This window comes from Kitasatospora sp. NPDC002522 (assembly GCF_053595195.1).
This window is the reverse complement of sequence record NZ_JBSFXE010000026.1, coordinates 32,839-56,690: the sequence shown is the minus strand read 5'-3', so window position 1 is coordinate 56,690 and position 23,852 is coordinate 32,839. Positions and strand designations below refer to the sequence as shown.

The 23,852-nt window shown below is 76.1% G+C and carries 18 protein-coding genes and 1 pseudogene; 9 read left to right on the top strand and 10 right to left on the bottom strand.

The window, feature by feature from the left end; all coding sequences use genetic code 11:
- Positions 1-66: 66 nt before the first annotated feature.
- A pseudogene (locus tag ACWD4U_RS22120) lies at positions 67-753 on the bottom strand (ROK family protein); the annotation flags it as partial.
- 328 nt (positions 754-1,081) lie between these two features.
- Between ACWD4U_RS22120 and ACWD4U_RS22115 the strand changes: the two are divergent.
- The gene (locus tag ACWD4U_RS22115) at positions 1,082-2,800 is read left to right on the top strand and encodes a ricin-type beta-trefoil lectin domain protein (protein ID WP_363454142.1); all 1,719 of its coding nucleotides are present in this window, start codon (positions 1,082-1,084) and stop codon (positions 2,798-2,800) included.
- Positions 2,801-2,869: 69 nt separating this feature from the next.
- On the opposite strand, the gene ACWD4U_RS22110 is transcribed toward ACWD4U_RS22115, so the two are convergent.
- Both ACWD4U_RS22110 and ACWD4U_RS22105 read right to left on the bottom strand, forming a co-directional pair.
- Positions 2,870-5,767: a helix-turn-helix transcriptional regulator gene (locus tag ACWD4U_RS22110; protein WP_363454144.1), complete on the bottom strand. Its 2,898-nt coding sequence runs from the start codon at positions 5,765-5,767 to the stop codon at positions 2,870-2,872.
- A 135-nt stretch (positions 5,768-5,902) separates the two neighbouring features.
- Positions 5,903-6,364, bottom strand: a complete 462-nt coding sequence (locus tag ACWD4U_RS22105) for an Lrp/AsnC family transcriptional regulator (protein WP_363454146.1) — start codon at positions 6,362-6,364, stop codon at positions 5,903-5,905.
- Positions 6,365-6,565: 201 nt separating this feature from the next.
- Between ACWD4U_RS22105 and ACWD4U_RS22100 the strand changes: the two genes are divergently transcribed.
- Complete coding sequence (locus ACWD4U_RS22100; RefSeq protein WP_363454148.1) at positions 6,566-8,383, top strand: AfsR/SARP family transcriptional regulator; 1,818 nt, start codon at positions 6,566-6,568, stop codon at positions 8,381-8,383.
- 44 nt (positions 8,384-8,427) lie between these two features.
- Here the strand turns inward: ACWD4U_RS22100 and ACWD4U_RS22095 are convergent, their stop codons facing one another.
- Positions 8,428-8,586, bottom strand: coding sequence for a hypothetical protein (locus ACWD4U_RS22095; protein ID WP_363454150.1), 159 nt, complete (start codon positions 8,584-8,586; stop codon positions 8,428-8,430).
- 297 nt (positions 8,587-8,883) lie between these two features.
- Between ACWD4U_RS22095 and ACWD4U_RS22090 the strand changes: the two genes are divergently transcribed.
- From ACWD4U_RS22090 to ACWD4U_RS22065, 6 genes are read left to right on the top strand one after another with little or no spacing between them, the layout of a single operon-like run.
- Positions 8,884-9,969: a radical SAM protein gene (locus tag ACWD4U_RS22090; protein WP_363454151.1), complete on the top strand. Its 1,086-nt coding sequence runs from the start codon at positions 8,884-8,886 to the stop codon at positions 9,967-9,969.
- The gene (locus tag ACWD4U_RS22085; RefSeq protein WP_363454153.1) at positions 9,966-10,649 is read left to right on the top strand and encodes an iron-containing redox enzyme family protein; all 684 of its coding nucleotides are present in this window, start codon (positions 9,966-9,968) and stop codon (positions 10,647-10,649) included. The genes ACWD4U_RS22090 and ACWD4U_RS22085 overlap by 4 nt, the downstream gene beginning before the upstream one ends.
- Complete coding sequence (locus ACWD4U_RS22080; RefSeq protein ID WP_363454155.1) at positions 10,646-10,855, top strand: aroma-sacti cluster domain-containing protein; 210 nt, start codon at positions 10,646-10,648, stop codon at positions 10,853-10,855. The genes ACWD4U_RS22085 and ACWD4U_RS22080 overlap by 4 nt, the downstream gene beginning before the upstream one ends.
- 1 nt (position 10,856) lies before the next feature.
- Positions 10,857-14,015 (top strand): adenylate/guanylate cyclase domain-containing protein, encoded by a 3,159-nt coding sequence (locus tag ACWD4U_RS22075; RefSeq protein WP_363454157.1) that lies wholly within the window; start codon positions 10,857-10,859, stop codon positions 14,013-14,015.
- On the top strand, positions 14,012-14,884 hold the full coding sequence (locus ACWD4U_RS22070) for a S8 family peptidase (RefSeq protein ID WP_363454159.1): 873 nt from the start codon (positions 14,012-14,014) through the stop codon (positions 14,882-14,884). Before ACWD4U_RS22075 ends, ACWD4U_RS22070 begins: the two co-directional genes overlap by 4 nt.
- A gap of 10 nt (positions 14,885-14,894) precedes the next feature.
- Complete coding sequence (locus ACWD4U_RS22065; RefSeq protein WP_363454161.1) at positions 14,895-15,497, top strand: GAF domain-containing protein; 603 nt, start codon at positions 14,895-14,897, stop codon at positions 15,495-15,497.
- Between the two features lie 72 nt (positions 15,498-15,569).
- Here the strand turns inward: ACWD4U_RS22065 and ACWD4U_RS22060 are convergent, their stop codons facing one another.
- The 5 genes from ACWD4U_RS22060 to ACWD4U_RS22040 all read right to left on the bottom strand — a co-directional run bounded on the left by ACWD4U_RS22060 (position 15,570) and on the right by ACWD4U_RS22040 (position 22,500).
- Complete coding sequence (locus ACWD4U_RS22060; protein WP_363454163.1) at positions 15,570-15,680, bottom strand: class III lanthipeptide; 111 nt, start codon at positions 15,678-15,680, stop codon at positions 15,570-15,572.
- A gap of 195 nt (positions 15,681-15,875) precedes the next feature.
- Positions 15,876-15,989, bottom strand: a complete 114-nt coding sequence (locus ACWD4U_RS22055; protein ID WP_363454165.1) for a class III lanthipeptide — start codon at positions 15,987-15,989, stop codon at positions 15,876-15,878.
- The gene (lanKC, locus tag ACWD4U_RS22050) at positions 15,986-18,583 is read right to left on the bottom strand and encodes a class III lanthionine synthetase LanKC (protein ID WP_363454167.1); all 2,598 of its coding nucleotides are present in this window, start codon (positions 18,581-18,583) and stop codon (positions 15,986-15,988) included. Before lanKC (ACWD4U_RS22050) ends, ACWD4U_RS22055 begins: the two co-directional genes overlap by 4 nt.
- Before the next feature lie 36 nt (positions 18,584-18,619).
- On the bottom strand, positions 18,620-21,160 hold the full coding sequence (gene lanKC / locus ACWD4U_RS22045; protein WP_363454169.1) for a class III lanthionine synthetase LanKC: 2,541 nt from the start codon (positions 21,158-21,160) through the stop codon (positions 18,620-18,622).
- A 47-nt stretch (positions 21,161-21,207) separates the two neighbouring features.
- Positions 21,208-22,500, bottom strand: coding sequence for an MFS transporter (locus ACWD4U_RS22040; protein WP_449787266.1), 1,293 nt, complete (start codon positions 22,498-22,500; stop codon positions 21,208-21,210).
- Between the two features lie 184 nt (positions 22,501-22,684).
- On the opposite strand from ACWD4U_RS22040, the gene ACWD4U_RS22035 reads away from it, so the two are divergent.
- Positions 22,685-23,044: a hypothetical protein gene (locus ACWD4U_RS22035; protein WP_363454171.1), complete on the top strand. Its 360-nt coding sequence runs from the start codon at positions 22,685-22,687 to the stop codon at positions 23,042-23,044.
- A gap of 25 nt (positions 23,045-23,069) precedes the next feature.
- On the opposite strand, the gene ACWD4U_RS22030 is transcribed toward ACWD4U_RS22035, so the two are convergent.
- Positions 23,070-23,846 carry an alpha/beta fold hydrolase gene (locus ACWD4U_RS22030; RefSeq protein ID WP_363454173.1) on the bottom strand — a complete coding sequence of 259 codons (777 nt, stop codon included), beginning with the start codon at positions 23,844-23,846 and terminating at the stop codon, positions 23,070-23,072.
- Positions 23,847-23,852: the final 6 nt, after the last annotated feature.

Here is a 23,852-nt window from a genome sequence, read left to right as displayed (position 1 = left end):
AAGGCCAAGCCGCTCGGCCACGGCGGCGCGCAGCGGGACGAGGTACGGGTCCCCGGCGCGGGCCAGCCCGCCGCCGATGACGATCCGCTCGGGGTCGAGGAGGCGGATCGCGGCGCCGAGGCCGTCGGCGAGGGCGTCGATCGCGTCCGCCCAGATCCGGGCGGCGACGGTGTCGCCGGCCTGCGCGCGCCGCTGGACCTCGTCGGCGCCCACCCCGGCCTCGCCGGTGGCGTGGCGGTAGCGGCGGGCGACGGCCGCGGCCGAGGCGAGGGTCTCGACGCAGCCGCGGCCGCCGCAGGCGCACGGATCGCCGCCCGGGCGGACCACCAGGTGGCCGAGTTCCCCGGCGGACCGCCGCGCGCCCGCGTGGACCTTGGCGTCGAGCACCAGGGCGGCGGCGACGCCGGTGCCGACCGGGACGAAGAGCGAGGAGCGGCAGCCCCGGCCCGCGCCGATCCTGGCCTCGGCGAACCCGCCGGCCCGCACGTCGTGCCCGAAGGCCACCGGGACGTCGACCTGCTCGGCCAGCCAGTCGCGTACCGGAACGTCGCGCCAGCCGAGGTTCGCGGCGTGCACGGCCGTGCCCGCCGCCTCGTCGACGATGCCCGGCACCACGATGCCCGCCGCGACCGGCGCGAACCGGTCGGCGAGGTCGCGGGCGTGGGCGAGGACCGTCTCGACCACGGCCTCCGGGCCCAAGTCGGCGCGGGTGGGGTGCCGTTCGGTGTGGACCAGCGAACCGTCGGCGGCCATCACACCGGCCTTGATCTCGGTGCCGCCCACGTCCAGGGCGATGACGCGACCGGCGGACGCCGGAAGGCGGTGGTCACTCACGATCACCCGATCCGATGTGGTCACGCGGTGTCGCCTCGAAATCCGCCGGGTGTGCCGCAGGTCTTGACGCGGACACCGGACCTGTCCACTCTTGCTCGAACATGCTTGATTCCAGCCATTACGAGTCAAGTTCAATCACGCATTGCATGCCTAGGAGCATCGCATGAGATGGCACCACCGTGTACTCGGAATCTGTTCGGCGGCTTTCCTGACGGCCGGTCTGGCAGTCACCGCGGGCACGCCTGCCGTGGCCGACACCCTCGCGGCCAACACCAGCACCCCGGTCGGCACCAAGCCGATGATGGGGTTCAACAACTGGGCCCGTTTCACCTGCACGCCGCAGGCGCGGCTGGACGGCACCCGGGACGGCTACTCCTTCCAGCAGTTCATGGAGGACCAGGCGAAGGCCATGAAGGACACCGGCCTGGTCTCCGCCGGATACACCAACCTCACCGTCGACGACTGCTGGATGCAGCGGACCTCCGCCGGCTACCTGCACGGCGCCGCCGCCTGGAACGGCAGCAGCCAGCCCGGGTTCGACTGGGAGCTCACCGACTACGCGAACTACGTCCACGGCCAGGGCATGGACGTCGGCGTGTACAGCACGTCCGGGGTGAACACCTGTCAGGGCGTGCCCGGCGGCATCATGGGCCACGAGCAGGTCGACGCCAACTCGCTCGCGTACTGGGGCGTCGACTCGCTGAAGCTGGACAACTGCGGCACCACGACGAGCAACCGCCAGCAGGAGTTCACCGCCACGGCGAACGCGCTGAAGACGGCCACGGCGAACACCTCCCGCAAGATCCTCTTCAACGAGTCCGCGCCGGCCGGGTACGGCCCGAGCTCCGCGGAGAAGTACCGCACCATGGACTGGGTCCGCGGCCTCGGGCAGATGTGGCGCGACAGCCCCGACATCGCGGTCTGGCACAACGCCACGCCGATGGCCTCCGGCTGGGACTGGCAGCACGGCTCGGACTACTACGAGGGCGGTGTGCTGCAGAACTTCACCGACACCGTGGCCCTCGCCCGCTACAACGGCGCCGGCAACCACAACGACGCCGACATGCTGCTGATCGGTGACAACAACCAGCTCACCCTCGCCGAGCAGCGCAGCCAGTTCGCGCTGTGGTCCGCGATGGGCTCGCCGCTGATGATCAGCACCGACGTCCGCAAGATGGCCGCCGACCCGGCCACCTACGCGCCCCAGCTCGGCATCCTGAAGAACGCCGACATCATCGCCGTCGACCAGGACACCACCGCCGGCGGCTACCTCGCCGCCCGCGACGGCGCCGCCACGACCTCCGGCACCGAGGTCGTCGTCAAGCCGCTCGCCGACGGCTCCCGCGCCGTGGTCGTGCTCAACAAGAACGCCACCCCCACCACCTACACCCTCGACCTCAGCCGCGTGGGCTTCGCCAACACCGGCTGCGCCCGCACCGCCAAGGACCTGTGGGCCCACACCAGCGCCCAGGTGACCGGGTCGATCACCACCACCATCGCGGCCCACGACAACGCCATGTACACCATCGCGCCCGGCAGTTGCGGCGCGGCGCAGGCCACCGGCCAGATCCAGGCCGCCCAGCCCGGCTTCCAGGCGTACGCCTTCTGCCTCGACGCCTACAACGGCGCCACCAACGGCACCACCGTCGGCCTGTGGGACTGCCAGAGCGGCAGCAACCAGCAGTGGCAGCGCCAGGCGAACGGCCAGATCAGCTCGCTGGCCGCCCCCTCGCTCTGCCTCTCCGGCGAGAGCACCGGCCTGAAGCTGCGCACCTGCGACGGCACCGACGCGAAGCAGCTCTGGACCTACACCCGGGCCGGCCAACTCAAGGCCAACGGCCAGTGCGCCGACATCGCCGGCGGGGTCCTCGACCAGCGCAGCGCCGCCGTCGCCACCTACACCTGCGGCACCTACCAGCCCAACCAGACCTGGAGCGCCCCCTTCACCACTCCCCCCAGCCCGTAAGCGAGACCCGCGCGCGAGACCGGACGGCCCCCGCCCCTGTGCGGGGGCCGTCCCCGTGCGCCGGTGGTGCTACCCGGTGCGGCGCAGCAGGTCGGAGAGGGCGAGGCGGGACGAGACGTCGAGTTTGCGGTAGATGCGGGAGAGGTGGGTCTCCACCGTGCGGGGGCTGAGGAAGAGGCGTTCGGCGATCTCGCGGGTGCGCAGGCCGGCCGCGGCGAGTTCGGCGATCTCCCGTTCGCGCTCGCTGAGCAGGCCGAAGGGGTGGGCGGTGCGGGAGTGCGCGGACAGCTCGGCGCGGACGCGGGTCACGCGTTGCGCGACGAGCAGCGCCGCGTGGGTACGGGCGACCGCCTCGGCGGCGTCGAGCCGCCCGAGGGCCTCGGCCGGGCCGTGGGCCTGGTGGACGGAGTGCGCGCCGGCGGCGAGGGTCCAGGCGTACTGGACGGGCATGCCGGCTGAGCGGAACGTTTCGGCGGCGAGGGTGAACTGACGGGCCGCCGGGTCGTGTTCGCCGTCGGCCGCGTGCAGGTGGGCGCGGGCGGTGCGGGCGTAGGCCTGCTGGACGGGCAGGCCGAGGCGGTCGGCTTCCGCCTCGGCGGACTTGACGAGGCGTTGGGCCTCCTCGCGGTCCCCGCAGTCGAGGGTGGCGGTGGCCAACAGGGAGAGCAGGAAGGGCCGGGAGAAGGGCCGGACCTGGGGCAGGTGGTTGCCGCGTGCGGTGTCCAGCAGGGTCCGCCGGCAGCCGGCGGGGTCGCCGGCGAGCAGCCGGGCGTGGGCGAGCAGGCCCGTCGCCGAGGCGCTCCACCAGTCGTGGCCGGGCGGGTGGGCGCCCGTCGCCTCCTCGACCAGGGCCAGGGCGTCGTCGGCGTACTCCTGGCCTCGGGCCCACAGCAGGGCGGTGGCGCGGATCACCTGGGCCAGGGTGACCGCGGGCTGCACGCCGAGGGAGCGGCCGAGGTGCTCGGCCTCGCGGGCGTGCTGCTGGGAGGCGTCCAGGCGGCCGGTCCACTGCTCGGCGGTGGCGAGTCCGAGGAGCCGGTGCAGCAGGATCGGCCGCAGCGGACCGGTGCGGTCGGCGGTCAGCCCCCGGCTCAGGTGGCGGGCCGCGTCGGTGAACCGCTCCAGGTAGAGCTCGGCGCTGCCGAGCAGGGCGAGGGTCTCGGGGGTGCGTCCGGCGAGCGGGTCCGGAAGGGCGTCCACCAGCCGGGCGCAGTGGGCGACTTCGTCGAGCGCCTCGGCCAGCTCTCCGGCGTGGGTGACGCAGAGGGCGTCGAGCACCCGGAGCACGGTGCGGTCGGCCCCGTTCGCGCCACCGGCCCGGTCGGACCCGTTCGCGCCCCCGCCCCCGTCGGCCCCGTGGGAGCCGCCGCCGCCGTCCGCCTCGCCGAGCGCCCGGACGGCCTGCCGGAGCAGGGCGCGGGCCTGGTCGTGCGTCCCGCGCAGGACGTGCACCAGCCCGTGCTCGATGACCAGTTCGGCGGCTTCGGCCGGGAGCGGGACGGGCAGCGGGCGGGGCAGCAGGCCGAGGGCGGCGTCGGCGATGGCCGCCGCTTCCGCGTGCCGGCCGAGCTGCCGCTCGGCGCCGGCGCAGACGGCGTGGGCCTGGAGCAGCTGCCGCTCGGTGAGCGCCGCGGCCCGGCGGCCCAGCAGGTCGTGCGCACGGGTGCGGGCCTCGTCCAGCTGGCCCGAGGCGATCAGCGCGCGGCAGCAGGCGAGTTCCAGCTCGGTGCGGACGGCGGCGTCCGCACCCCCGGCGGGCAGCGACTCCAGGGCGAGGCGCAGCCAGTGCGCGGCGGTCGCCGGTTCCTGCGCGGCGATCTCCGCGGCGCCGTCCGCGAGGGTGCGGGCGGCGAGCGCGGCGTCGCTGCCCAGCAGGTGCTCGGCGTGCCGGGCGCGGTCGCGGGCCCGGCCGCCGCGGGCGGTGGCGAGGTCCAGCGCCCGGCGGTGGGCGCGCAGCCGGAAGGAGAGTCCGGCGCGCTCGTGCGCGACGTGGCCGACGACGGGGTGACGGAACATCAGGCCGCCTCGCCAGTCCGCCTGGCGCACCAGGTCGGCGGCCTCCAGTTCGGCGAGCGCGTCGAGGGTGGCGTCCATGCCCAGCTCGGAGACCCGGGCGACGTCCTCCGGGCGGAACGGGCTGCCGGCGACGGCGGCGGCCGAGGCCGTGAGCACGGCCGGCGGCGACAGCGCGTCGAACTCGGCGGCCAGCGGTTTCGCCGCGCGCAGCAGCCCGGCGCTGTCGGTGCCCGCGCGGTCGGGCCAGTGCTCGGGGCGCCAGCCCGCCGCGGCGAGCAGGCGCACGTACCGCGGGTTGCCCTCGGCCGCGGCGCACAACCGGGCCGTGAACTCCCGGAGTTCGGCCGGGGTGCGGAACGCGGGGACGGCGGGGGCGGGCAGGTCGGCGAGCAGCGCGGCCACGGCGTCGGGGGTGAGGGGGCCCGGTTCGATCCGCGTCACCGTTCCCGTCCGCGCGCCGTCCGCCAGGGCGTCCCGTAACTCGGGCGCGGTCTGCCCGGGGCGGTGCGCGAGGGCGAGCAGGAACGGGGCGGGCACCACGGAGCGCACCAGCCGGACGAGCAGCGCCGTCGAGTCCGGGTCGCACAGGTGGACGTCGTCCAGGACCAGGACGCACCCCGCCGCCCAGGCGGCCGACCGGTCGCCCTCCTCGTCGAAGCGCTGCGGCCGTCCGCCGGCCGCCTGCCGCGCCTCCCAGGCGTCGCGGAACACCTGCAGCGGGGCGGCGGCCCGGCGCAGGGCGTGCGCGCGGACCACCGGGACGCCCCGCTGGGCGGCCAGGCCGGCGAGCGCCGCGGCCAGCCGGGTCTTCCCGCTGCCCGGCTCCCCGGAGATCTCCACGACCGCGCCCCGGCCGCCGCCCAGCGGCTCCAACGCCCTTGCGAGCAGGCGGAGTTCGGCGTCCCGTCCGACGAGACGCCCGGCGGCGGCCGGTGGGTGCACTGCGGCCATGGGGCGCCGTCCTCCCTTTCAGGGGCCGAGGCGAGCGCCCGCGGGTGCGCCGCACGGGGGCTCGACTTCCGTTTCTGAAGTACTGTGCCCGCTTCGGCGTCGTTTTCAACGCCAGTACGGTGCTTTGCAGTTCGATCAGTCGGGGATGTCCCATGTGAACCGGTGCACGTGGATGCCGAAGTACGGGAAGGACTCCACGGTGCGCACCTGCGGGATGGCACGGATCCGGTCGTTGATGAGGCTGGACAGCTCGTCCATGGTCCGGCAGACGACCTCCGCGAACAGGTCGAACGAGCCGGCCGTGGACACCAGGTAGATCACGCTGTCGATGCCGTCCAGGGTGTCGATGACGTCCGGCAGCCCGCCGTCGACCCTGATGCCGAGCAGCGCCATGACGGGCAGTCCGAGTTTCAGCGGGTCGGTGACCGCGGCGAACTGCAGCAGGCCGCGCTCCATCAGCCGCTGCACCCGGGTGCGCACGGCGGGGGCGGACAGCCCGACCTCCCGGCCCAGGTCGGTGTACGAGGCGCGGCCGTCCTGCTGGAGCAGCCGGATCAGGATCCTGTCGAGCGCGTCCAGCTCGTCACGGGCCGTCACGTGGTCCCCTCTCCCTCACCCCGGGTGTGCGAACGAGACCGTAGCAACTCGGCGGCCGCCGGGGGGTGCCCCCGACCTCGGCGGCTGCGCGGATACGTACCGCGATTACGTGCTTCCCCCGACGCAGTCGCATCTGCGTTCGATGAAGCTGGGGTCCCGCTGCCGACCGCCGTCGAGTCGAAAGGCCGGTCAAACGTGACCATGTGCGAGCCGCCGACCGCACCGCAGGGCGCGTCCCGCGTCCGGTTCTCCCTGCTCGGGCCGCTGGCGGTCCGGATCGGGGACGACGTGGTGGCGCTCGGTCCGCTCAAACAGCGGCTCGTCCTCGCCATGCTGCTCTGCCAGCCCAACCGGTTCGTCCCGGTCGACCGGCTGATCGAGGCCGTCTGGGCCGACGAACCGCCCCGCACGGCGCGCAAGAACATCCAGGTCTACGTCTCCGCCCTGCGCCGGACGCTGGCCCCCGCCGGGGACCGGATCGTCCACGGGCCCGGGGGCTACCTGCTGCGGCTCGCCGAGCCCGAACTGGACGTCCTGCGGTTCCAGGCCCTCGCCGGGACCGCGCGCCGCACCGCCGCGGACGGCCGGCTCGAAGCGGCCTACGGGCTGTTCGACAGCGCCCGGCGGCTGTGGACCGGGCCGCCGCTCCCCGAACTGCGCTGCTCCGAACTGCTGCGCGGACAGGTCGGCCAACTGGTCGGCCGCTACCTCGCGGTGTGCGAGGACTGGGCGGAGGCCGCGCTGGACGCGGGCCGGCCCGCGGAGGTCGCCGAGGTGACGGCGGAGCTGCTGGAGCAGCACCCGCTGCGCGAACGGCTGCGGGCCGCGCACCTGTCGGCGCTGCACCGGTGCGGGCGGCGGGCCGAGGCGCTGGCCGCGTACGAGGAGGTCCGGCAGCTGCTGTCCCGGGAACTGGGCCTGCCGCCGAGCTCCGCCCTGACGACGCTGTACGAGTCGATCCTCGCGGACGACGGGCCCGTGCCGGGCCCCGGGTGGCCGGGGCAGCGCCGCGCTCCGGTCGCGCTGCCCTCCGCCGTCGCCGACTTCACCGGCCGCGGCGAGGAGCTGCGGGACCTGCTGGCGGCGGTGTCGGACGGCGGGGCGGTGGTGCTCGTCACCGGCCCGGCCGGGGTGGGGAAGACGGCGCTCGCGGTGCACGCCGCGCACCGCCTGGCGGAGCGCTTCCCCGACGGCCGGATCCACCTCGGGCTGCGCGAGCCGGACGGGTCCCGCCGCTCCCCGGCGTCGCTGGCGGCCGAACTCCTCCGCTACGCGGGCCGGGACACGGGGGCGGCCCCGGACCCCGAATCGGCCGCCGCCCGGTGGCGGGACTGGCTGGCCGTCCGCCGGGTGCTGCTGGTGCTGGACGACGCACCCGACGAGGCGAGCGTGCGCCCGCTGCTGCCCGGCACGGGTGCGAGCAGCGTCGTCGTCACGGCCCGGACCCGGCTCGCCGGACTGGCGGGCACCCACCGGGTGGACCTGCCGCCGTTCCCGCTCGACGAGGCGCTGGAGCTGCTCGATCGGATCACCGGCCGGGTCCGCGGCGACCGGGCGGCGGCCGAACGCGTCGTCCGGGCCTGCGGCCTGCTGCCGCTCGCGGTCCGGGTCGCCGGCCTGAAACTCACCGTGCTGCGGCACCTGCCGCTGGCGGAGTACGCGCAGCGGCTGGCCGATCCGCGCGTCGTGCTGGACGAACTCGCGGTCGGCGACCTCGACGTGCGGTCGGTGGTCGCCGACGAGTGGCGGCGGCTGGGAGACGTCCAGCGGTCCGCGCTGCTGCGGCTCGCGGCGCTGCCGGACCCGTCGGTGTTCACGGCGGAGCGCGCGGCGGCCGCGCTGGGGTGCACGCCGGACGCGGCACGGCGGCGGATCGAGCGGCTGATCGAGGCCGGGCTGGTCCTCTCGCCGACCGGCGAGGTGACCGCGCACGCGGCGGTGTACACGCTGCCGCACCTCACCCGCCTGCTCGCCCGGGAGCGGGCGTCCGGCGACCGGGCCGGCCGGGAAGCGGTGTGAGGGACCGGGTGCCCCGCCCGAGCGGGGCACCCGGGAACCGCGGCTCAGTACTCGGCGCCGACCAGGCTGACGAGGCTGACGCAGGAGTTCTCGCTCTTGTCGACGTCCTTGCTCAGGCCCTGGGCGTCGAGCACGGAGCTGTGCGCCTCGACCTCGGCCACGTCCTCGGTCCGCTCCTCGGTGGGTTCGACGTTCTCAGCCATGGCATCTCCCTGGCGGTTGTGGTGACGGGCCGACCGCGAAGCCCGCGGTCCGGCACGAACAGGACGCTAGGCGGCGGGAGTTCGGCAACACCCGACCACCGGTATGAAAACGGTGGTGCCCCAGGTCAGCGGCCCGCACGGAGCCCGGCACGGACCCCGCACGGCGCCGGTCCGGCCGCCCACCAGCGCCCATACCGGTCCACAACCGCCCGTCGACCGGATCGCAACCCGTGCGACGGACCCTGCTGGGGGACACGGCCGCGTCCGGGCGGCCCACCGACGAACCGGGGGCGGCGCGTGGAACTGGCCGAACTCATCGGACTGCGACCGGTCCCGGGCGCGGGCCTGTTCCTCACCCTCACCCGGCGCTGCCCGCTCAGCTGCGCGCACTGCTCGACCTCCTCGACGACGACCGGGGAGGAACCGCGGGCGCAGGACCTGCTGCGGTTCGTCGGCTCGTTCACGCCCGCGGACCGGCCCGAGGTGCTGATGCTCACGGGCGGCGAGCCGCTGCTGCTCCCCGACCTCGCGGCGCGGCTCGCGGCCTCCGCCCGCGCCGCCGGCACCCGCACCGCGCTGCTCAGCGGGATGTTCTTCGCCCGGGGCGGCCGGGTGCCCGCCCCGGTCATGCGGGCGATCTCCGCCGTCGACCACTTCTCGGCGAGCCTGGACGTCCACCACGAGCGCGAGGTCCCCCGGGCCGACGTGCTGCGCGCGGTCCGGCACGTCCGCGACGCGGGCATCCCGGTCAGCTTCCACCTCACCGGCAGCGGCCCGGACGACCCGTACCTGGCGGACGCCACCGCGCAGATCCGGCGGGAGTTCGCCGACCGGGTGCCGATGCTGGTCAACGAGGTCCGCCCGGTGGGCCGCGCCGCCGCCTGGGCGGCCCGGGCCCGCCGCCCGGTGGACCCGCAGCGGGCGCTGCCCTGCCCGATGGCGGCCTGGCCGGTGGTGGCCTTCGACGGCGCGGTGCTGGCCTGCTGCAACCAGCAGACCGTGGACCGCCGTCCGGCCCCCGCGCACCTGCTGCTCGGGCACGCCGCCGAGGACGGCTGGCCGGCCGTGCGCCGCCGCCTGCTGTCCTCCCCGGTGCTGCGGATGATCCGCACCGTCGGCCCGGCGCACCTGGGCGCCCGGTACGCCGGGGCACCGGCGGAACCGGACTGCGGCTACTGCGGGACCTGCCGCGGCCTGGCCGGGCGCCCCGAGGTGCTGGCCGGCGCCGAACGGGACGCCTCCGGCCCGGTGGGCGTCCTGCTGGAGCGGGAGGCGGTCAGGCTCCAGGTCGAGGCCGGCCCGGTGGACGTGGTCCGGCGCCACGGCAGCCCGCCCTACGCGGAGCTGGTGGCACTGGGCGGCCCCGGCGGCGGATCGGTATGAGCGGCCTGAGCCGGTCGGCCGCGCTGCGCGTCAAGCTCGGCCTCGCCGCCCCCGCCCTGCACGCGGCCTCGGCCGCGCTGTGGGAGCCGTCCGGCCGCGCCCGCCGGTACGTCGCCTACCTGTACGCGATGCACGCCCTGATCCGGGCGTCCGTCCCCCTGATGGAGCACGCCGCCCGGCGCTGCGCGCAGCTGGCGCCAGGTGACCCGGTGGCCGGCCCGCTCGGCCGGTACCTCGCGCAGCACATCGAGGAGGAGCGCGGCCACGACGAGTGGCTGCTCGCCGACCTGGCCGCGGCCGGCGCCGATCCGGCGGCCGCCCGCGGCGCCCTCGGCCCGCCCGTGGTGGCGGGCCTCGCCGGGGCCCAGCACTACTGGATCGAGCACCACCACCCGGTCGCCCTGCTCGGCTACGTGCGGGTCCTCGAGGGCAACGCCCCGGCGCCCTGGCTGGCCGACCGGCTCGCGGCGCGCACCGGCCTGCCCGCGGCGGCCTTCCGCACCGTGCGCGACCACGCGGACCTCGACACCGGGCACCTGGCGGCACTCGACGACCTGCTCGACGAGCTGCCCCTGACGCCCGCTCAGGAGGTGGCGGTCGCGGTCAGCGCCCTCCACACGGCGGACGGCGTCGCCCGTCTCTTTCTCCAGCTGGCAGCCACCCCAGGAGGTTCCGGATGACCGACACGACCGGCCCGCAGGACACCCTCGCCCGCCTGCAGGCGGCGGGATTCGACCTGAACGCGTTCACCGACGACCAGCGGGAGGTCCTCGGCGCGCTGACCCCGCACGAACTCGGCGTGCTGGTGGACATCAAGGGCCGCCTGGACGAGACCGGACCCGAGGTGCAGGCGCACGCCGACATCGCGGGCGGGGCGCTGTTCTGACATGGGCGACTGCTCCGCGTGCCGGCACGCGCTGCCGCCCGACGCACGCTTCTGCCCGTCCTGCGGCGCCCCCAGCGCGGCGCCGTCCGAGGGTCCGCCGGACGGCCGCAAGCTGGTGACCGTCCTCTTCTGCGACCTGGTCGGCTCCACCGCGCTCTCCGGGACGCTCGACCCGGAGGTCCTGCGCACCGTCACGCTGCGCTACTTCGACCTGATGCGGCGTCAGATCGAGGCCCACGGCGGCACGGTCGAGAAGTTCATCGGGGACGCCGTCATGGCCGTGTTCGGCATCCCCACGGTGCACGAGGACGACGCGCGCCGCGCCCTCGCGGCGGCGCTGGACATGGTCGGCGCGCTCGACGGGCTGAACACCGCGCTGGCCGCCGAGCTCGGGGTCCGCCTCGACGTCCGGATCGGCGTCAACACGGGCCAGGTGGTGGCCGGCGCCGACACCTCCGCGCGGCAGGCGCTGGTCTCCGGCGAGACCGTCAACGTGGCCGCCCGGCTGGAGCAGAACGCCTCCGCCGGACAGATCCTGATCGGCCCGGACACGCTGCTCTCCGCGGGCAGCACCGTCCGGGCCGAACCGGTCGGGCCGCTTCAGCTCAAGGGGAAGGCCGAGCCGGTGACGGCGCACCGCTTGCTCGGGCTCGGCGAGGACGATCCCGAACTGCTGCGCCGCTTCGACGTCCGCTTCGTGGGCCGGCGGGCCGAGTGGGCCGCGCTCGACGCCGCGCTGGCGGACGTCGCCGAGGGCCCCCGGGTCCGGCGGGTGCTGGTGCACGGCGAGGCCGGGCAGGGCAAGACCCGCCTGCTGCGCGAATGGCTCCGGCGCACGCCGCGGCCCCACCTGCACGGCGCCGGCCGCTGCCGGCCGTACGGCGAGCAGGGCAGCCTGCGCCCGCTGGCGGACGCGGTGACCGAGCTGCTCGCCACGGCCGGGCGCGCGCCCGCGGGGGCGGGCCCCGCCTCCGCCGGGCGCCGCGGCTTCGAGGAGGCGCTGGGGCTGCTGTCCGGGGGCCTGCTGCTGGACGGCACCCCGACGCCCTCGCTGGACGAGACCTGCGCGGCGCTGGTGCGCGTCCTGCGGACGGTGGTCGCCGACGCCCCCGTCGTCCTGGTGGTCGACGACGCCCAGTGGGCGGGGCCGCTGCTGTTCGACGTCCTCGACCGGCTGGCGGGCGAGCTCGACGGGGCGGCCGTCCTGCTGGTCTGCCTGGCCCGGCCCGAACTGCTGGACACCCGGGCCGAGCCGCTCGGCGCGCGGGCCCTGGCGCTGCCGTTGACCGGGCTCTCCGACGCGGAATCGGCGCTGCTGGCCGGCGAGTTGGCGGAGGTCGACGCGCACGGCGACGAGCTGCCGGCCGCACTGCTGGAGCGGGCGGGCGGCAACCCGCTGCACCTCGAACAACTGCTGGCGGCCGCCGCCGAGTCCGGGCTGCGGGACGGGCTCCCGACCACCGTGCAGGCCGTGCTCGGGGCCCGGATCGACGCGCTCGCGCCGCCGGACCGCGGCGTCCTGGACCTGGCCTCGATGCTGGGCCGGGAGTTCACGGTGTCCGAACTGGCCGGGCTCGCCGGGGCGCGGCCCGGCGGCGCGCCCGGCACGCCGGAGGCCGTCCGGGCCGCGCTGCTGCGGCTGGCCCGGCGGCGGCTGGTGGAGCCGGTCCCCGTCGCCGCGCCCGACGAGGCCTCCTTCCGGTTCGTCAGCGGCCTGGTCCAGGAGGTCACCTACCAGTCGCTGTCCAAACGGGCCAGGGCCGAGGGGCACGCCCGGGCGGCGGAGCTGCGCTCGGTGCGCGCGACCGGCCCCGCCTCGGTCGGCAGCCACCTGGAGCACGCCCACCGCCACCGCGCCGAGCTGGGCCTGACCGACGAGGTCACCGACGCGCTGCGGGTCCGGGCGGCCGACACGCTCGGCCACGCCGGCGCCCAGGCGCTCGCCCGCTCCGACCTGCCCTGGGCGGCCGACCTGCTGGGCCGCGCGGTCGCGCTGCACCGCACCGGCGACGCGGGCGACGCCGCCGCCGCGCGCCGGCTCGGCGAGACCCGGCTCGCGCTGGGGCTCACCGGCGACGGGCTCGACCTGCTGCGCCGGGTGCACGCCACCGCGGCGGACCCGGTGGAGGCGGCCCACGCCCGGCTGGCGCTCGCGACCGTGAGCCCCGGCGGCGAGTCGCCGGCCCGGGCGGCCCGCGATGCCCTGCCCGTGTTCGAGGCCGCCCGCGACCAGCTCGGCCAGGCCCGGGCCTGCCTACGGCTCGGCCAGCGGCACCAGGCGCAGGGGCGGCACGGCGAGGCGGCCGCGCTGCTCACCCGCGCCCTGTCCCACGCGGTGAACGCCGACGGCGAGCCCGAGCGGGCCGCCGCCCTGGGCGCGATGGGCGTCTCGCTGTGGCGCGGTCCGCAGCACGCCGCCGCGGCCGTCGACCACTGCCGGGCCCTGCTCGCGGAGCACGGCGCGCACCGCCGTACGGTCCGGCTGACGCTGAGCTGCCCGCTGGCGCTGCTCCTCGCGCTCGACGACGACTGGGACGCGGCCCGGGCGAGCCTGGCGGAGGCCGAACGGCTGGCCGCGGAACTCGGGTTCGCGGAGGCGCGGGTCTTCCTGCCGGTCTTCGGCGCCACCGTGGAGACCCTGGCCGACCGGCCGGAACGGGCCCTGGCCCTGCTGGCGGACGCGGCCGTCGAGGGCCGCCGGTACGGCGCCGGCACGCTGCTCGACGGCATCGCGCTGGAGTCCGCCCGGCTGCTGGTCGACGCCGGCCGGGTCGATGAGGCCGCCACCGCCGTCGAGCGGCTGACCCGGGAGTCCGGCCGGCCGCACGCCGAGGCGGTCGAGCTGGACGGGCTGCGCGGCCGGATCGCCGCCGCTCAGGGGCGCCGGGAGGACGCGCTGCGGCTCGCCGACCGGGCCGTCGCCGCCGCCGCGGCCACCGACTCCCCGGTCGTGCGCGGCCTCGCCGCGCTGGACCACGCGCGCACCTGCCTGCTGCTCGGCCTCGGCGCCCGGGCCGCGGAGTCCGCGGCCGAAGCCGCGAGCCGGTTCCGCGCCAAGGGCCACCGGCCGGGGCAGCGGTGGGCCGCCGAGGCCTCCCGCGCCGCCGCCGGCCGCCCCGCCGTCCCGTCCGCCCACCCGCACCGGATCGAGCACCGATGACCACACCGAGCAGTACCGCAGACGGCCGCGAACTGACCTGGAGCCTGCGGGGCAGGGGCCCCGCGGACATCCCGGTGGCGGCGGCCGCCCTCCCCGACGCCGCCGCGGCGGCCACGGGGGGAACGGGCCGGGGCGTGCGGGTCTGCGTCGTCGACTCGGGGGTCGAGCGCGACCACCCCGTCGTGGGCCCGGTGCACGGGTCCTGGGTGGTCGTGAAGGACGACGACGGGGTCCGGGTGGAGCGCACCGACACCGGCGACACCTGCGGCCACGGCACCGCCTGCGCGGGCATCGTGCGCCGCGTCGCGCCGGAGTGCGAGCTCTACAGCGTCCGGGTCCTCGGCGAGCGCTTCTCCGGCACCGGGGACGTCCTGATGGGCGGGCTGCGCTGGGCCGTGCGGCAGGGCTTCGACGTGGTGAACCTGAGCCTGTCGACCACCCGGACCCGGTTCGCGGAGGAGCTGCACGCGCTGGCCGACGAGGCGTACTTCACCAGCACGGTGATCGTCGCCTCGGCGCACAACACGCCGGTGGAGAGCTTCCCCTGGCGGTTCGCCTCGGTGGTCTCGGTCGGCAGCCACCACGAGGACGACCCCGGGCTGCACCTGTACAACCCGCGGCCGCCCGTGGAGTTCTTCGCGCCGGGCCAGAACGTCGAGGTCGCCTGGCTGGGCGGCGGGACGATCCGCACCACCGGCAACAGCTTCGCCACGCCGTTCATCACCGGGCTGGCGGCCCGCATCCTGTCGGCGCACCCCCGCATGACGCCCTTTCAGCTGAAGAGCGCGCTGTACCTCTCCGCCGCCAACGTCCGTCTCCCCCACGCCGGCAGCGGTCCGCAGGCCGCCGCCGACGGCGTCCCCCAGTAGAGGTGCCCCTGTGTCCCGTGCGAACCGACCCGCGACCGACCCCTCCGGTACCCCGGCCGACCCCGCGGCCCGCGAACTGCTCCAGTCGATCGTCGACGTGGCCCGCGCGATCTTCGGGGCCGAGGCGAGCTCGGTGTTCCTGCTCGACGAGGAGGCCGGCGAGCTGGTCTTCCAGGCCGTCTCGGGTCAGGGCGAGGAGTTCCTGGTCGGCCGGCGCTTCCCGGCGGACCGCGGCATCGCCGGCTGGGTGGCCGCCTCCGCCGAACCCATGATCGTGGACGACCTGGCGGCCAACGCCTCCTTCGACCGCTCCCTGGCGCAGTCCACCGCGTACGTGCCCGACGCGATCATGGCCGCGCCGCTGATGGACGGCGACCGGGTCCTGGGGGTGCTGGAGGTGCTCGACCCGGCGCCGCAGTCCCGCTCCAGCCTCTCCGACCTCGACCTGCTGTTCCTGTTCGCCCGGCAGGCCTCCGTCGCGCTGCGCATCGTCACCGAGCGGCGGGCCGACCCGGCCGCCGCGGGGGTCGGCCTCGCCCCCGACCGGCGCACCGAGGCGGCCGAGCTGGTGCGCCGGCTGGAGGAGCTGCTGGTGGACACGCCGCGCCCGTGACCCGCCGCCGCACGCGGCCGCGCCGCCGACTCCGGTGTCCGGGGTCGGCGGCGCGGCGGTTGCAGCCGGGCGCTACAGCGTCTCGTAGAAGTGGCTGGCGAAGATGCTCAGGCACGGGTAGGCCGCGTCGGCCTCGGGCTCGGGGTCGGCCTCCAGCTGCTGGAGGGCGAGGATCTCGGTCATGAAGGTGTTCCTTCCCGGTCGGGTCAGTAGGTGTCGTTGTCGACGAACGAGCTGGCGTAGACGCTGAAGCAGGGGAAGGGGTACGCCTCCTCCGCCTGCTCGGTCTGGATCTCGAGCTGCTGGAGGGCGAGGATCTCGGTCACGGAGCTGTTCCTTCCTGGTCGAGGCGGGGCCTGCGGACGGCGACGGCCGGGACTACTCGGGGTCGAGCCACGTGCTGGCGTAGATGCTGAAGCAGGGCCACGGGTAGGCCTCCGCCGCCTGCTCGGTCTCGAGTTCGAGCTGCTGGAGGGCGAGGACTTCGGTCATGGACGGCTCCCTTCGGTTTCTCGTGGATGGGCGGGATCCAGGGTGAACCAGTCGTCACCCGGGCCGTGGAGGGCTCGGTGCAGCGCCAGCAGGATCCCTGCGCTGCCGCTGGCCACATCGGCGCTGAACCGGAGCGAGCCCGTTCCGAGCCAGCGGACGCCGTCACCGTGCGGGACGGCGTACTTGAGGAGCCCGGTCGCGAGCCGGACCGCGTCGCGGCGGTCGGCGTCGTCCCGGGTGAGGTCGGCGTACTCGGCGAGCAGGTAGGCCAGCCCGGCGAATCCGTCGTGCAGGCCGGCCTGGGCCGCGCAGACCTTGCGGGCGTCCGCGACGACGCGGGGCAGCGCGGCGGGGCAGCGCTCGTCCGCGGTGGCGGCCGCGTAGCGCACCAGGACGGTGCCGATCCCGGCGGATCCGGTGGCCAGGTACGGCATGACCCGCTTGTTGACGCTGTTGTCGGCGAACGACAGGGAGCCGTCGGGGAGGTCCACCGCGCGGTCCAGTTCGGCGTGGAGCAGCCCGAGTCCGGCCGCCCGGTAGCGCGGCTCGCCCGTCGCGTCGGCCAGGTGGTGGAGGAGGAGCGCCAGCCCGGAGCGGCCGTGGAACAGGCCGCGGGCGTCGTGGGCGCCGAGGGTCGGCACCAGGTCGGCGGTGCGCAGGATCGCGTCGCCGGCGGCGACGGCCCGCTCCAGGTGGTGGGTGTCGCCGGTGTGCCGGTGCAGGGCGAGCCAGGCCAGGCCGAGGCCGGCCCGTCCGCCGGCCAGTGTGGTCGTGGTGGCGGTGAGCGGGTGGCCGTCGGCGGCGCGCAGCAGGTCGACCGCCTCGTCGAGGTGGCCGGCCCGGGCCAGCACCCGCGCGATCCCGGCCGAGCCGACGGCCAGCCCGGGCGGCAGGGTGTCCGCCGCGGCCAGGGCGTCGCGGCGCAGCCGCTTGTCGACCTCGTCCGGGACGGGCAGGCCGGCCCGCTGCAGGGCGTGCACCACGCCGGCCGTGCCGTAGGCCACGCACACCGTGTTGGTGCGGAAGGCCAGGGGCGACGGCGGGAAGACCCAGTCGGGCCGGTCGGTGTCCGCCTGGTCGAGCAGGCTCTGCGCGGTCTGCGCGGCGAGTCGGGCCAGGCAGCCGAGCGGGTCGGCGTCGACCTGCTCGGGGTCGGGCAGCGCCCGGGAGGCGTCCGTGCCGGACGGGTGGAAGGCGGTGGCGCGCTGCCACAGGTCGCGGGGCACCGGGGCGGTCGCCGCCAGGTCGCGCCGCAGCAGGGCGAGGTTGGCCGGGGTCAGCTGGGGCGCGTTGTGGAACGGTGCGAGCAGGGTGAGCGCGAGCGCCGCGAGGCCGTAGCGGTCGGCGAGGACCGGGTCGGCGGGGTGTCCGGCGGCGAGGTCGGCGGGCGGGGCGAAGCCCGGGGTGCCCATCCGGGCGGGGCGGGCGGCCTGCGGGGTCACGGACTCGAAGTCGACCAGCCGGGCGTCCCCCTCGGGGGTGACGATGACGTTGCCGGGGCTGACGTCGCCGAACCGGAGCCCCAGCGCGTGGAGCCGCCCGAGGGCGGCGTCGAGCGCGCCGAGGATGCGCCGGCAGTCGGCGTGGTAGCGGTCGAACTCCCGCACCGGCCGGTCGACTTGGAGGATCGGCGAGCTGCGGTTGATCCACTTCACCAGCGGGAGTCCCTCGACGTGTTCCATGACGAGGAAGTCGTGCTCCCACTCGGTGAACAGCTCCAGCGGTTCGGGGCACACGCCCGGGGCGGCCGCGTGCACGGCGGTGAGCGTCTCGTACTCCCGGCGCAGCCGCTCCTGGGCGCTGACGCCGTCCCAGGTGTAACCGGTGTGCGGGCGCGCCTCCTTGATCAGCACCAGGCGTCCGGTACGGGTGTCGCGGGCCTGGTACGCGCCGCCGGCGTTGCTCGGCTGCAGCACCCGGAGGACCTCGTGGTCGCGGATCCGGATCGCACCCCGGTGCGGCGCGGGCTCCTCGGCCACGAACGGGTCGGTGACGCCCGCGGGCAGGACGAAGTACGGCTGCCGGACGTCCGCCGCCTCCTGTCCGTGACCGTCCGTCAGCAGCGGCAGCGCGGTGCCGTCGGGCTGCAGCCGGCTCCTGCGGGCGAACGCGCCGTAGCGGTAGTGCACGGTCCGGGAGTCGCGGTACCGGCGGTCGCTGAGGACGTACGCGCCCTCCTCCCCGTGCAGGGCGTCGACGAGCAGGTCCAGCAGTCGTGAGGCGGCCTCGGTGTCCGGCGGGTAGACGGCGCAGAACTTGCCCGACTGGGAGCGGGCGGCGTGCTTGTGGTGCAGGGCGAGGTAGAAGAAGCGCGCCGACACGTGCTTGAACGGCACCGCCTCGGCGAAGCAGACGTCCGCCACCGTGTCGAGGACCTCCTGGGCGCGCTCCAGCCGCGCCGACACGTGGATCTTCCAGCCCTGCTCGGCGCGGCGGACCCCGGGGGCGCTCCACGCCGTCCAGATGTCCCGGTCGGCGCCGCGCCAGCCGGCCGGCACCCGGGCGGGGGCGAAGCGCGGGCCGGGGTCGGCCATCGTGCCGAGCGGCGCGTAGTACTGCTCGTCGGCGAGGGCGTCGGACAGTGCGTCGAACAAGGGGAACTCCTCCGGTGGTCGTGCCGTTGCCCGGGATCAGCCGATGGCGAGCAGGGACAGCAGGCCGCCCTTTCCCTCGAACGCCGTGTGCAGGGCCAGCAGGATGCCCGCCGTCCCGGTGGTCAGGTCCGCGGACAGGCGCAGCAGGCCCATGCCGGGGAAGAACAGGCCCTCGTCGCGGGTGACGGCGTGCCAGGAGAGCCGGCGGACGGCCAGGTCCACCTCCTCGCGCCGGTGCGGGCCGCCGAGGGCGGCCAGCACGGCGATCAGCCCGGCGCGGCCCCGCATCAGGCCGGGTTCCCGCACGAAGTGCGAGGCGCAGCCGCGCCGGACCGGCTCCAGCAGGTCGGCGAGCCGCGGGTGGTCCGTGTGGTCGAGGTACTCGCGCGCCGCCAGCGCGATGCCGCCGCTGCCCTCGTCCAGGTACAGCAGGTGCCGGTGGCCCTGCTTGGCCTGGACGGTGCCGTCCGGCATGGTGACGCAGCCGTCGAGGTCGCGTTCCAGCGCCGCGCGGGCCATGGCCAGCCGCCGGCGCTCCCCGGTGATCCGGTACAGCCGGAGCTGGAGCAGGGCCGCGCCGCTGAGGCCGTGCATCAGTCCGGCGTGCGGCGGCGTGGCCACGCCGGGGTGGGCCCCGTCGCGGACCAGGGCGTCCAGCCGGTCGGCGGTGCGCGCGGCGGCGTCCAGCAGGGCGCCGTCGCGGGTGGCGGCGGCGAAGTGACACAGGCTCAGGGCGACGCCGGCCTGGCCGCCGAAGAGTCCCGCGTGCCGCGGTTCGGCCGCGGCGCGGGCGCGGTCGAGGGTCTCCAGGGCCTCCTCGCGGCGGCCGAGTTCGTCGAGGGCCAGGGCCGTGCCGTGCAGTCCGTCGTACAGGCCGAGGCCCGCTCCGGGGCGGGCGCGCCGGGCGGCCGCGACCAGCCAGTCGGTGTGCGCGTCGGGCACCTCCGCGCCGGTGCGGTGCAGGGCGAGCAGCACGCCCGCCGCGCCGTGGGCGACGGTGTGGCCACCGTCGGCGAAGACCCGCCGGTCCGCGGGGAACAGCCGGTCCGCGCGGTCGGGGGTGGCGGAGGAGCGGATGCCGGCGACCAGCCGTTCGCGGAGGGCCGGCCAGTCGGCGGTCGGGCCCGCGAACGGGTCGTCGCGTTCGGCGGGCGCGGCCGCTCCCGGCGCGGGGCCGATCACCGGCCTGCGCGGTCCCTCGGCGGGCGCCAGGCCGAAGCACGCCCGGGCCTCGGCCTCCAGCACCTCGGCCTTGCCGGGGTCGAGGCCGAGCATCTCCACCAGCGGCATCAGCAGGCTCAGCCAGGTGGCCCACAGGCCGTACCGGTCGGCCTCCGCTCCGGTGGCCCCGTGCGGGGCGGCGAACCCGGTGGCACCGACCTGGGCCAGCTCCGGTGCGGTGAGGTCGGTGGCGTACTCGAAGTCCACCAGCACCACCGACCCGTCGGGGCGGACGATCACGTTGCCGGGGTGGACGTCCCGGAAGCAGAGCCCCCGCTCGTGCACGGCGTCCAGCGCGGCGCCCAGGCGGTCGGCGATCCCGGTGGCCCACCGCCCGTACGCGCGCAGCGCCTCCGGGGACCGGTCGCGGCCCGGGGTCGGGTAGCGGTGGATCATCGCGTCGAGCAGGCGCTCGCCCTCGATGTGCTCCTCGATCAGGTAGTGGTGCTCCCAGGCGGTGGCGACGCCGTGCACCCGGGGCACGCAGGCGAGGCCCTGCAGCCGGGTCAGGGCGCGGTGCTCGCGGTGCAGCCGCTCGACGGCATCGGTGCCCTCCGCGTCCACGCCGCCGTACGGGCGTGCCTCCCGGAGGACGACCCGCTCGCCGGTGACGCGGTGCTCGGCCAGGTAGATGCCGCCCGCGTTGGAGTGGTGCAGCGCCTTGCGGACGGTGTACGGGAAGTCGCCCCAGCCCGCGTCCCGCCGGGCGGCCAGGTGCGGCTCCAGCACCGGCGGCACGCCGACCCAGTCGGGGGTCCGGAACACCGGTCCGCGCTGGTCGGGCACCAGCTCGCCGGAGGGCGTGCGCAGCGCCAGGACGCGCGCACCGTCCCGGTCGGTGCACCACTGCTCGACGAAGGCGCCGTAGCGGACGTGGACGGGGCCCGGGCCGATCCGCAGGTCGCTGAGGACGTAGGGGCCGGGAAAGCCGTCCAGGGCGTCGGCGAGCTCCTCGACCAGGTCGGTGAACCACTCCTCGTCCGGCGGGTAGACGGCGACGAACTTGCCGCTGCTGCCGCGGGCCATGTACTTCTCGGAGATCAGCCGCAGGGCCGCCGCGCTGCGCAGGAACTTGAACGGGACACCGCGCGCCAGCAGGATCACGCAGGCCGCTTCCAGCAGCTCCGCGGCCCGTCCCGGCACCGTCGACAGGTGGATCTTCCAGCCCTGCGCGACCGGCGGGGCGTCGACGGGGGTCATCGTGGTCCACAGCCCGGACGCGCCGCGCCGCCAGCCCGCCGGGACGGCCGCGCGGGTCTGCGGCCACCGGGAGTCCTCGTCCGGCAGCCGGCCCGGCGTCTCGAAGTGGAGCCGGTCCGCGACGCAGTAGACGACGGCTTCCTGGGGGTCTGCCATGCTGCTCTCTCCTGTCGGGCCGTCGGCGCTGCTCGGACGGGGCGGGGTCAGGCCAGCGGTTGCTCGCGGGCGGCGCTCCACGGGGCGGCGTCCCGGGCTTCCGGCTCCTCCGGCCGGGCAGCGGCGGGCGCTCCCCGGGGCTCGGAGCGCGCCGCCGACACCAGGACGGCGCAGACCAGGAAGACGGCGCCCAGCACGCCGTACGCGGGCGCCGGGCCCCAGGCCGCGAACAGCGCGCCGCCCGCCAGCGGGCCGAGCGGCTGGACCAGCGAGGAGAGCAGCCCGGCCGCGCTCTGCACCCGCCCGACCATGTGCTCCGGGGAGGCCAGCAGCAGCGAGCTGTTGAACCCGATGCCCGCCACGGTCGCCAGGGCCAGGGACAGCCCGGACAGCAGGCCCAGGTACCAGACGCCCTGACTGAGCGTCATCAGCCCGGCCGCCGCGGCGCAGGCCCAGCAGGTTCCGGCGATCAGCAGCCCGGGGCGCAGCCGCGCGGGCACCCGCGGGGCCAGCAGCGCGCCGGCCAGGGCCCCCGCGGAGGTGAGCGAGACCACCGTGCCGCCGCCGACGCCGGACCTGCCCCCGTCCGAGGCCGCGGCGAGCGAGACGAACATCAGGGCGCTGAACGCGGCGTTCATGCCCAGTCCGAAGACCAGCAGCACGGTGCGCAGGAACGGCCGGCCCCAGAGGAAGGCGATGCCGGCGGTGAACTCCCTGCGGCTGAACGGGGAACCCGCCGACGGGCCCGGCGCCGAGCGGGTGCGGACGCCCGCCAGGCAGGCCACGCACAGCAGCAGGCCGGCGGCCTCGGCGGCGAACGGCAGCGCCGGATGGACGGCGAACAGGGCCCCGCCGACCAGCGGTCCGATCAGCCGGGCGGCCGAGGACCTGGCCTGCAGCCGGGCCGAGGCCGCCGCCAGCCGGTCCGCGGGGACCACCGCCCGCAGCAGTCCCAGCGCGGCGGGTCCGACCAGGCTGGAGATGGCGGCGTTGGCCACCGCCACCAGCATGACCAGGGCCAGCGGCGAGTGCCCCAGCAGCACCGCCACGGCCAGCGAGCCGACCACGGCCGCGCTGCCCACGTCGCACCACAGCATCAGCCGGCGCCGCTCGACGGCGTCGGCCAGCGCCCCGGCGGGCAGCATGCTGACCAGCAGGGCCGCGACCGCCACGCTGCCCACCGCGCCCGCCTGGACGGCCGAGCCGGTCTCGCGCAGCACCAGCAGGGGCAGCGCGATGGCCGTCAGCTGCGACCCCAGGGCCGTCATCAGGCCGCCGACCCACAGCAGCCTGAAGTCCCTGTTCCCGCTGAGCGAGCCGTTGCGCGATGAGGCGCTCAAGGATGCCTCCCCCGGTCCGTCCGCAGTCTCCGAAGCGGCCATCGCCCGGCGGACAGGACGCTAGGCGCCGCGGGTTCGACAACGGTCAAGTCGCGGTATGGGAGCGCCTGTTCACTCCTCGCGGCTTGTCGAACAGGCGTCCGCTGGTAGCCTCCGGAGAGCATGCGAGACACAGGGGGACCCCATGCGATGGACTGATGCCGAGGGTGTGCGGTGGCGGATACGCCGGCACCGGCTCGCCGGACAGCGGCGGATCAAACCGGAGTGGGCGAACGACATCATCCCCGGCGGGCTCGGGCAGGACCCGATCTCGCTGATCATCGCGCTGCCCGCCCTGGTGGTGCTCGCCGTGCTCGTCCCGCTGTGGCTGGCCGAGTGGCTGATCAGGCTGCTGCTGACCCCGTTCGCGGTGGTGCTGAGACTGACCGGCCAGGTCCCGTACCGCCTCGAGGTGGAGCGCGCCGGCCGCACGGTGACCGCCCACACCCCGCGCGGCTACCAGGAACTGCGCCGCACCCTGGCCGAGGTGAGCCCGCAGCGCTGACGGTCCGCCCGGATGTGACGGGGCGTCAGGAGTGCTCCGCGGCCTCCTGATCGGCGCGGGCCCACAGCGCGTGCAGCGACGCGGCGAGGCGGTCGGGCTCGATGCGGTGGGGCGGGTCGAAGTGGTGGCGGTCCTCGAAGACCTCCAGCCGGAAGTCCGGGAAGACCGTCGACAGGCGGGCGGCGATCTCGCCGTAGTCGTCGGGGTTGCTGAGGCCGCCCAGGGCGAAGTAGACCGGCCGGTCGAAGGCCGCGAGCCTCGCGCGGTCCAGGTCGTAGGTCGCGAAGGTGTCGAGGAAGGCCCGGATCCCGGCCGGGCGCTGGGCCATCCACGGGGGTGGCGCGCCGGTCGGCGGCGGGGGCAGCACCACGCCGGGTCGGACGCCGAGCCGCATGAAGGCCGCCATGAACTCCCGCGGCGGCAGCCCGCGCAGGTCGTCGTAGCGCGCCCACAGCGCGGTGTGCTCCGGGCTCCAGTCCCACCTCCCGGCCCAGGCCGGCTCGAGCAGGGCCAGGCTGGCGAGCCGCTCGGGGTGGCGCTGGGCGAAGGCCAGGGCCGCGGCGCCGCCGCCGGAGTAGCCGACCAGGTGGAACATCTCCCAGCCCCGTCCGTCCGCCTCGCGCAGCACGCCCGCGACCTCGGTGTCCAGGCTGTAGCCGGCCGGCGGTTCGGCTGCCGCGTAGACCTCCAACTCCTTCCCGACCGCGTCGACGCCGGGCCCCAGGGCCTCGATCAACGCGTCGTAGGCGGGCCCGGCCGGCAGCACGCTGCCGGGCAGGAGGACGACGCGGGCAGGCTTCATGCCTTC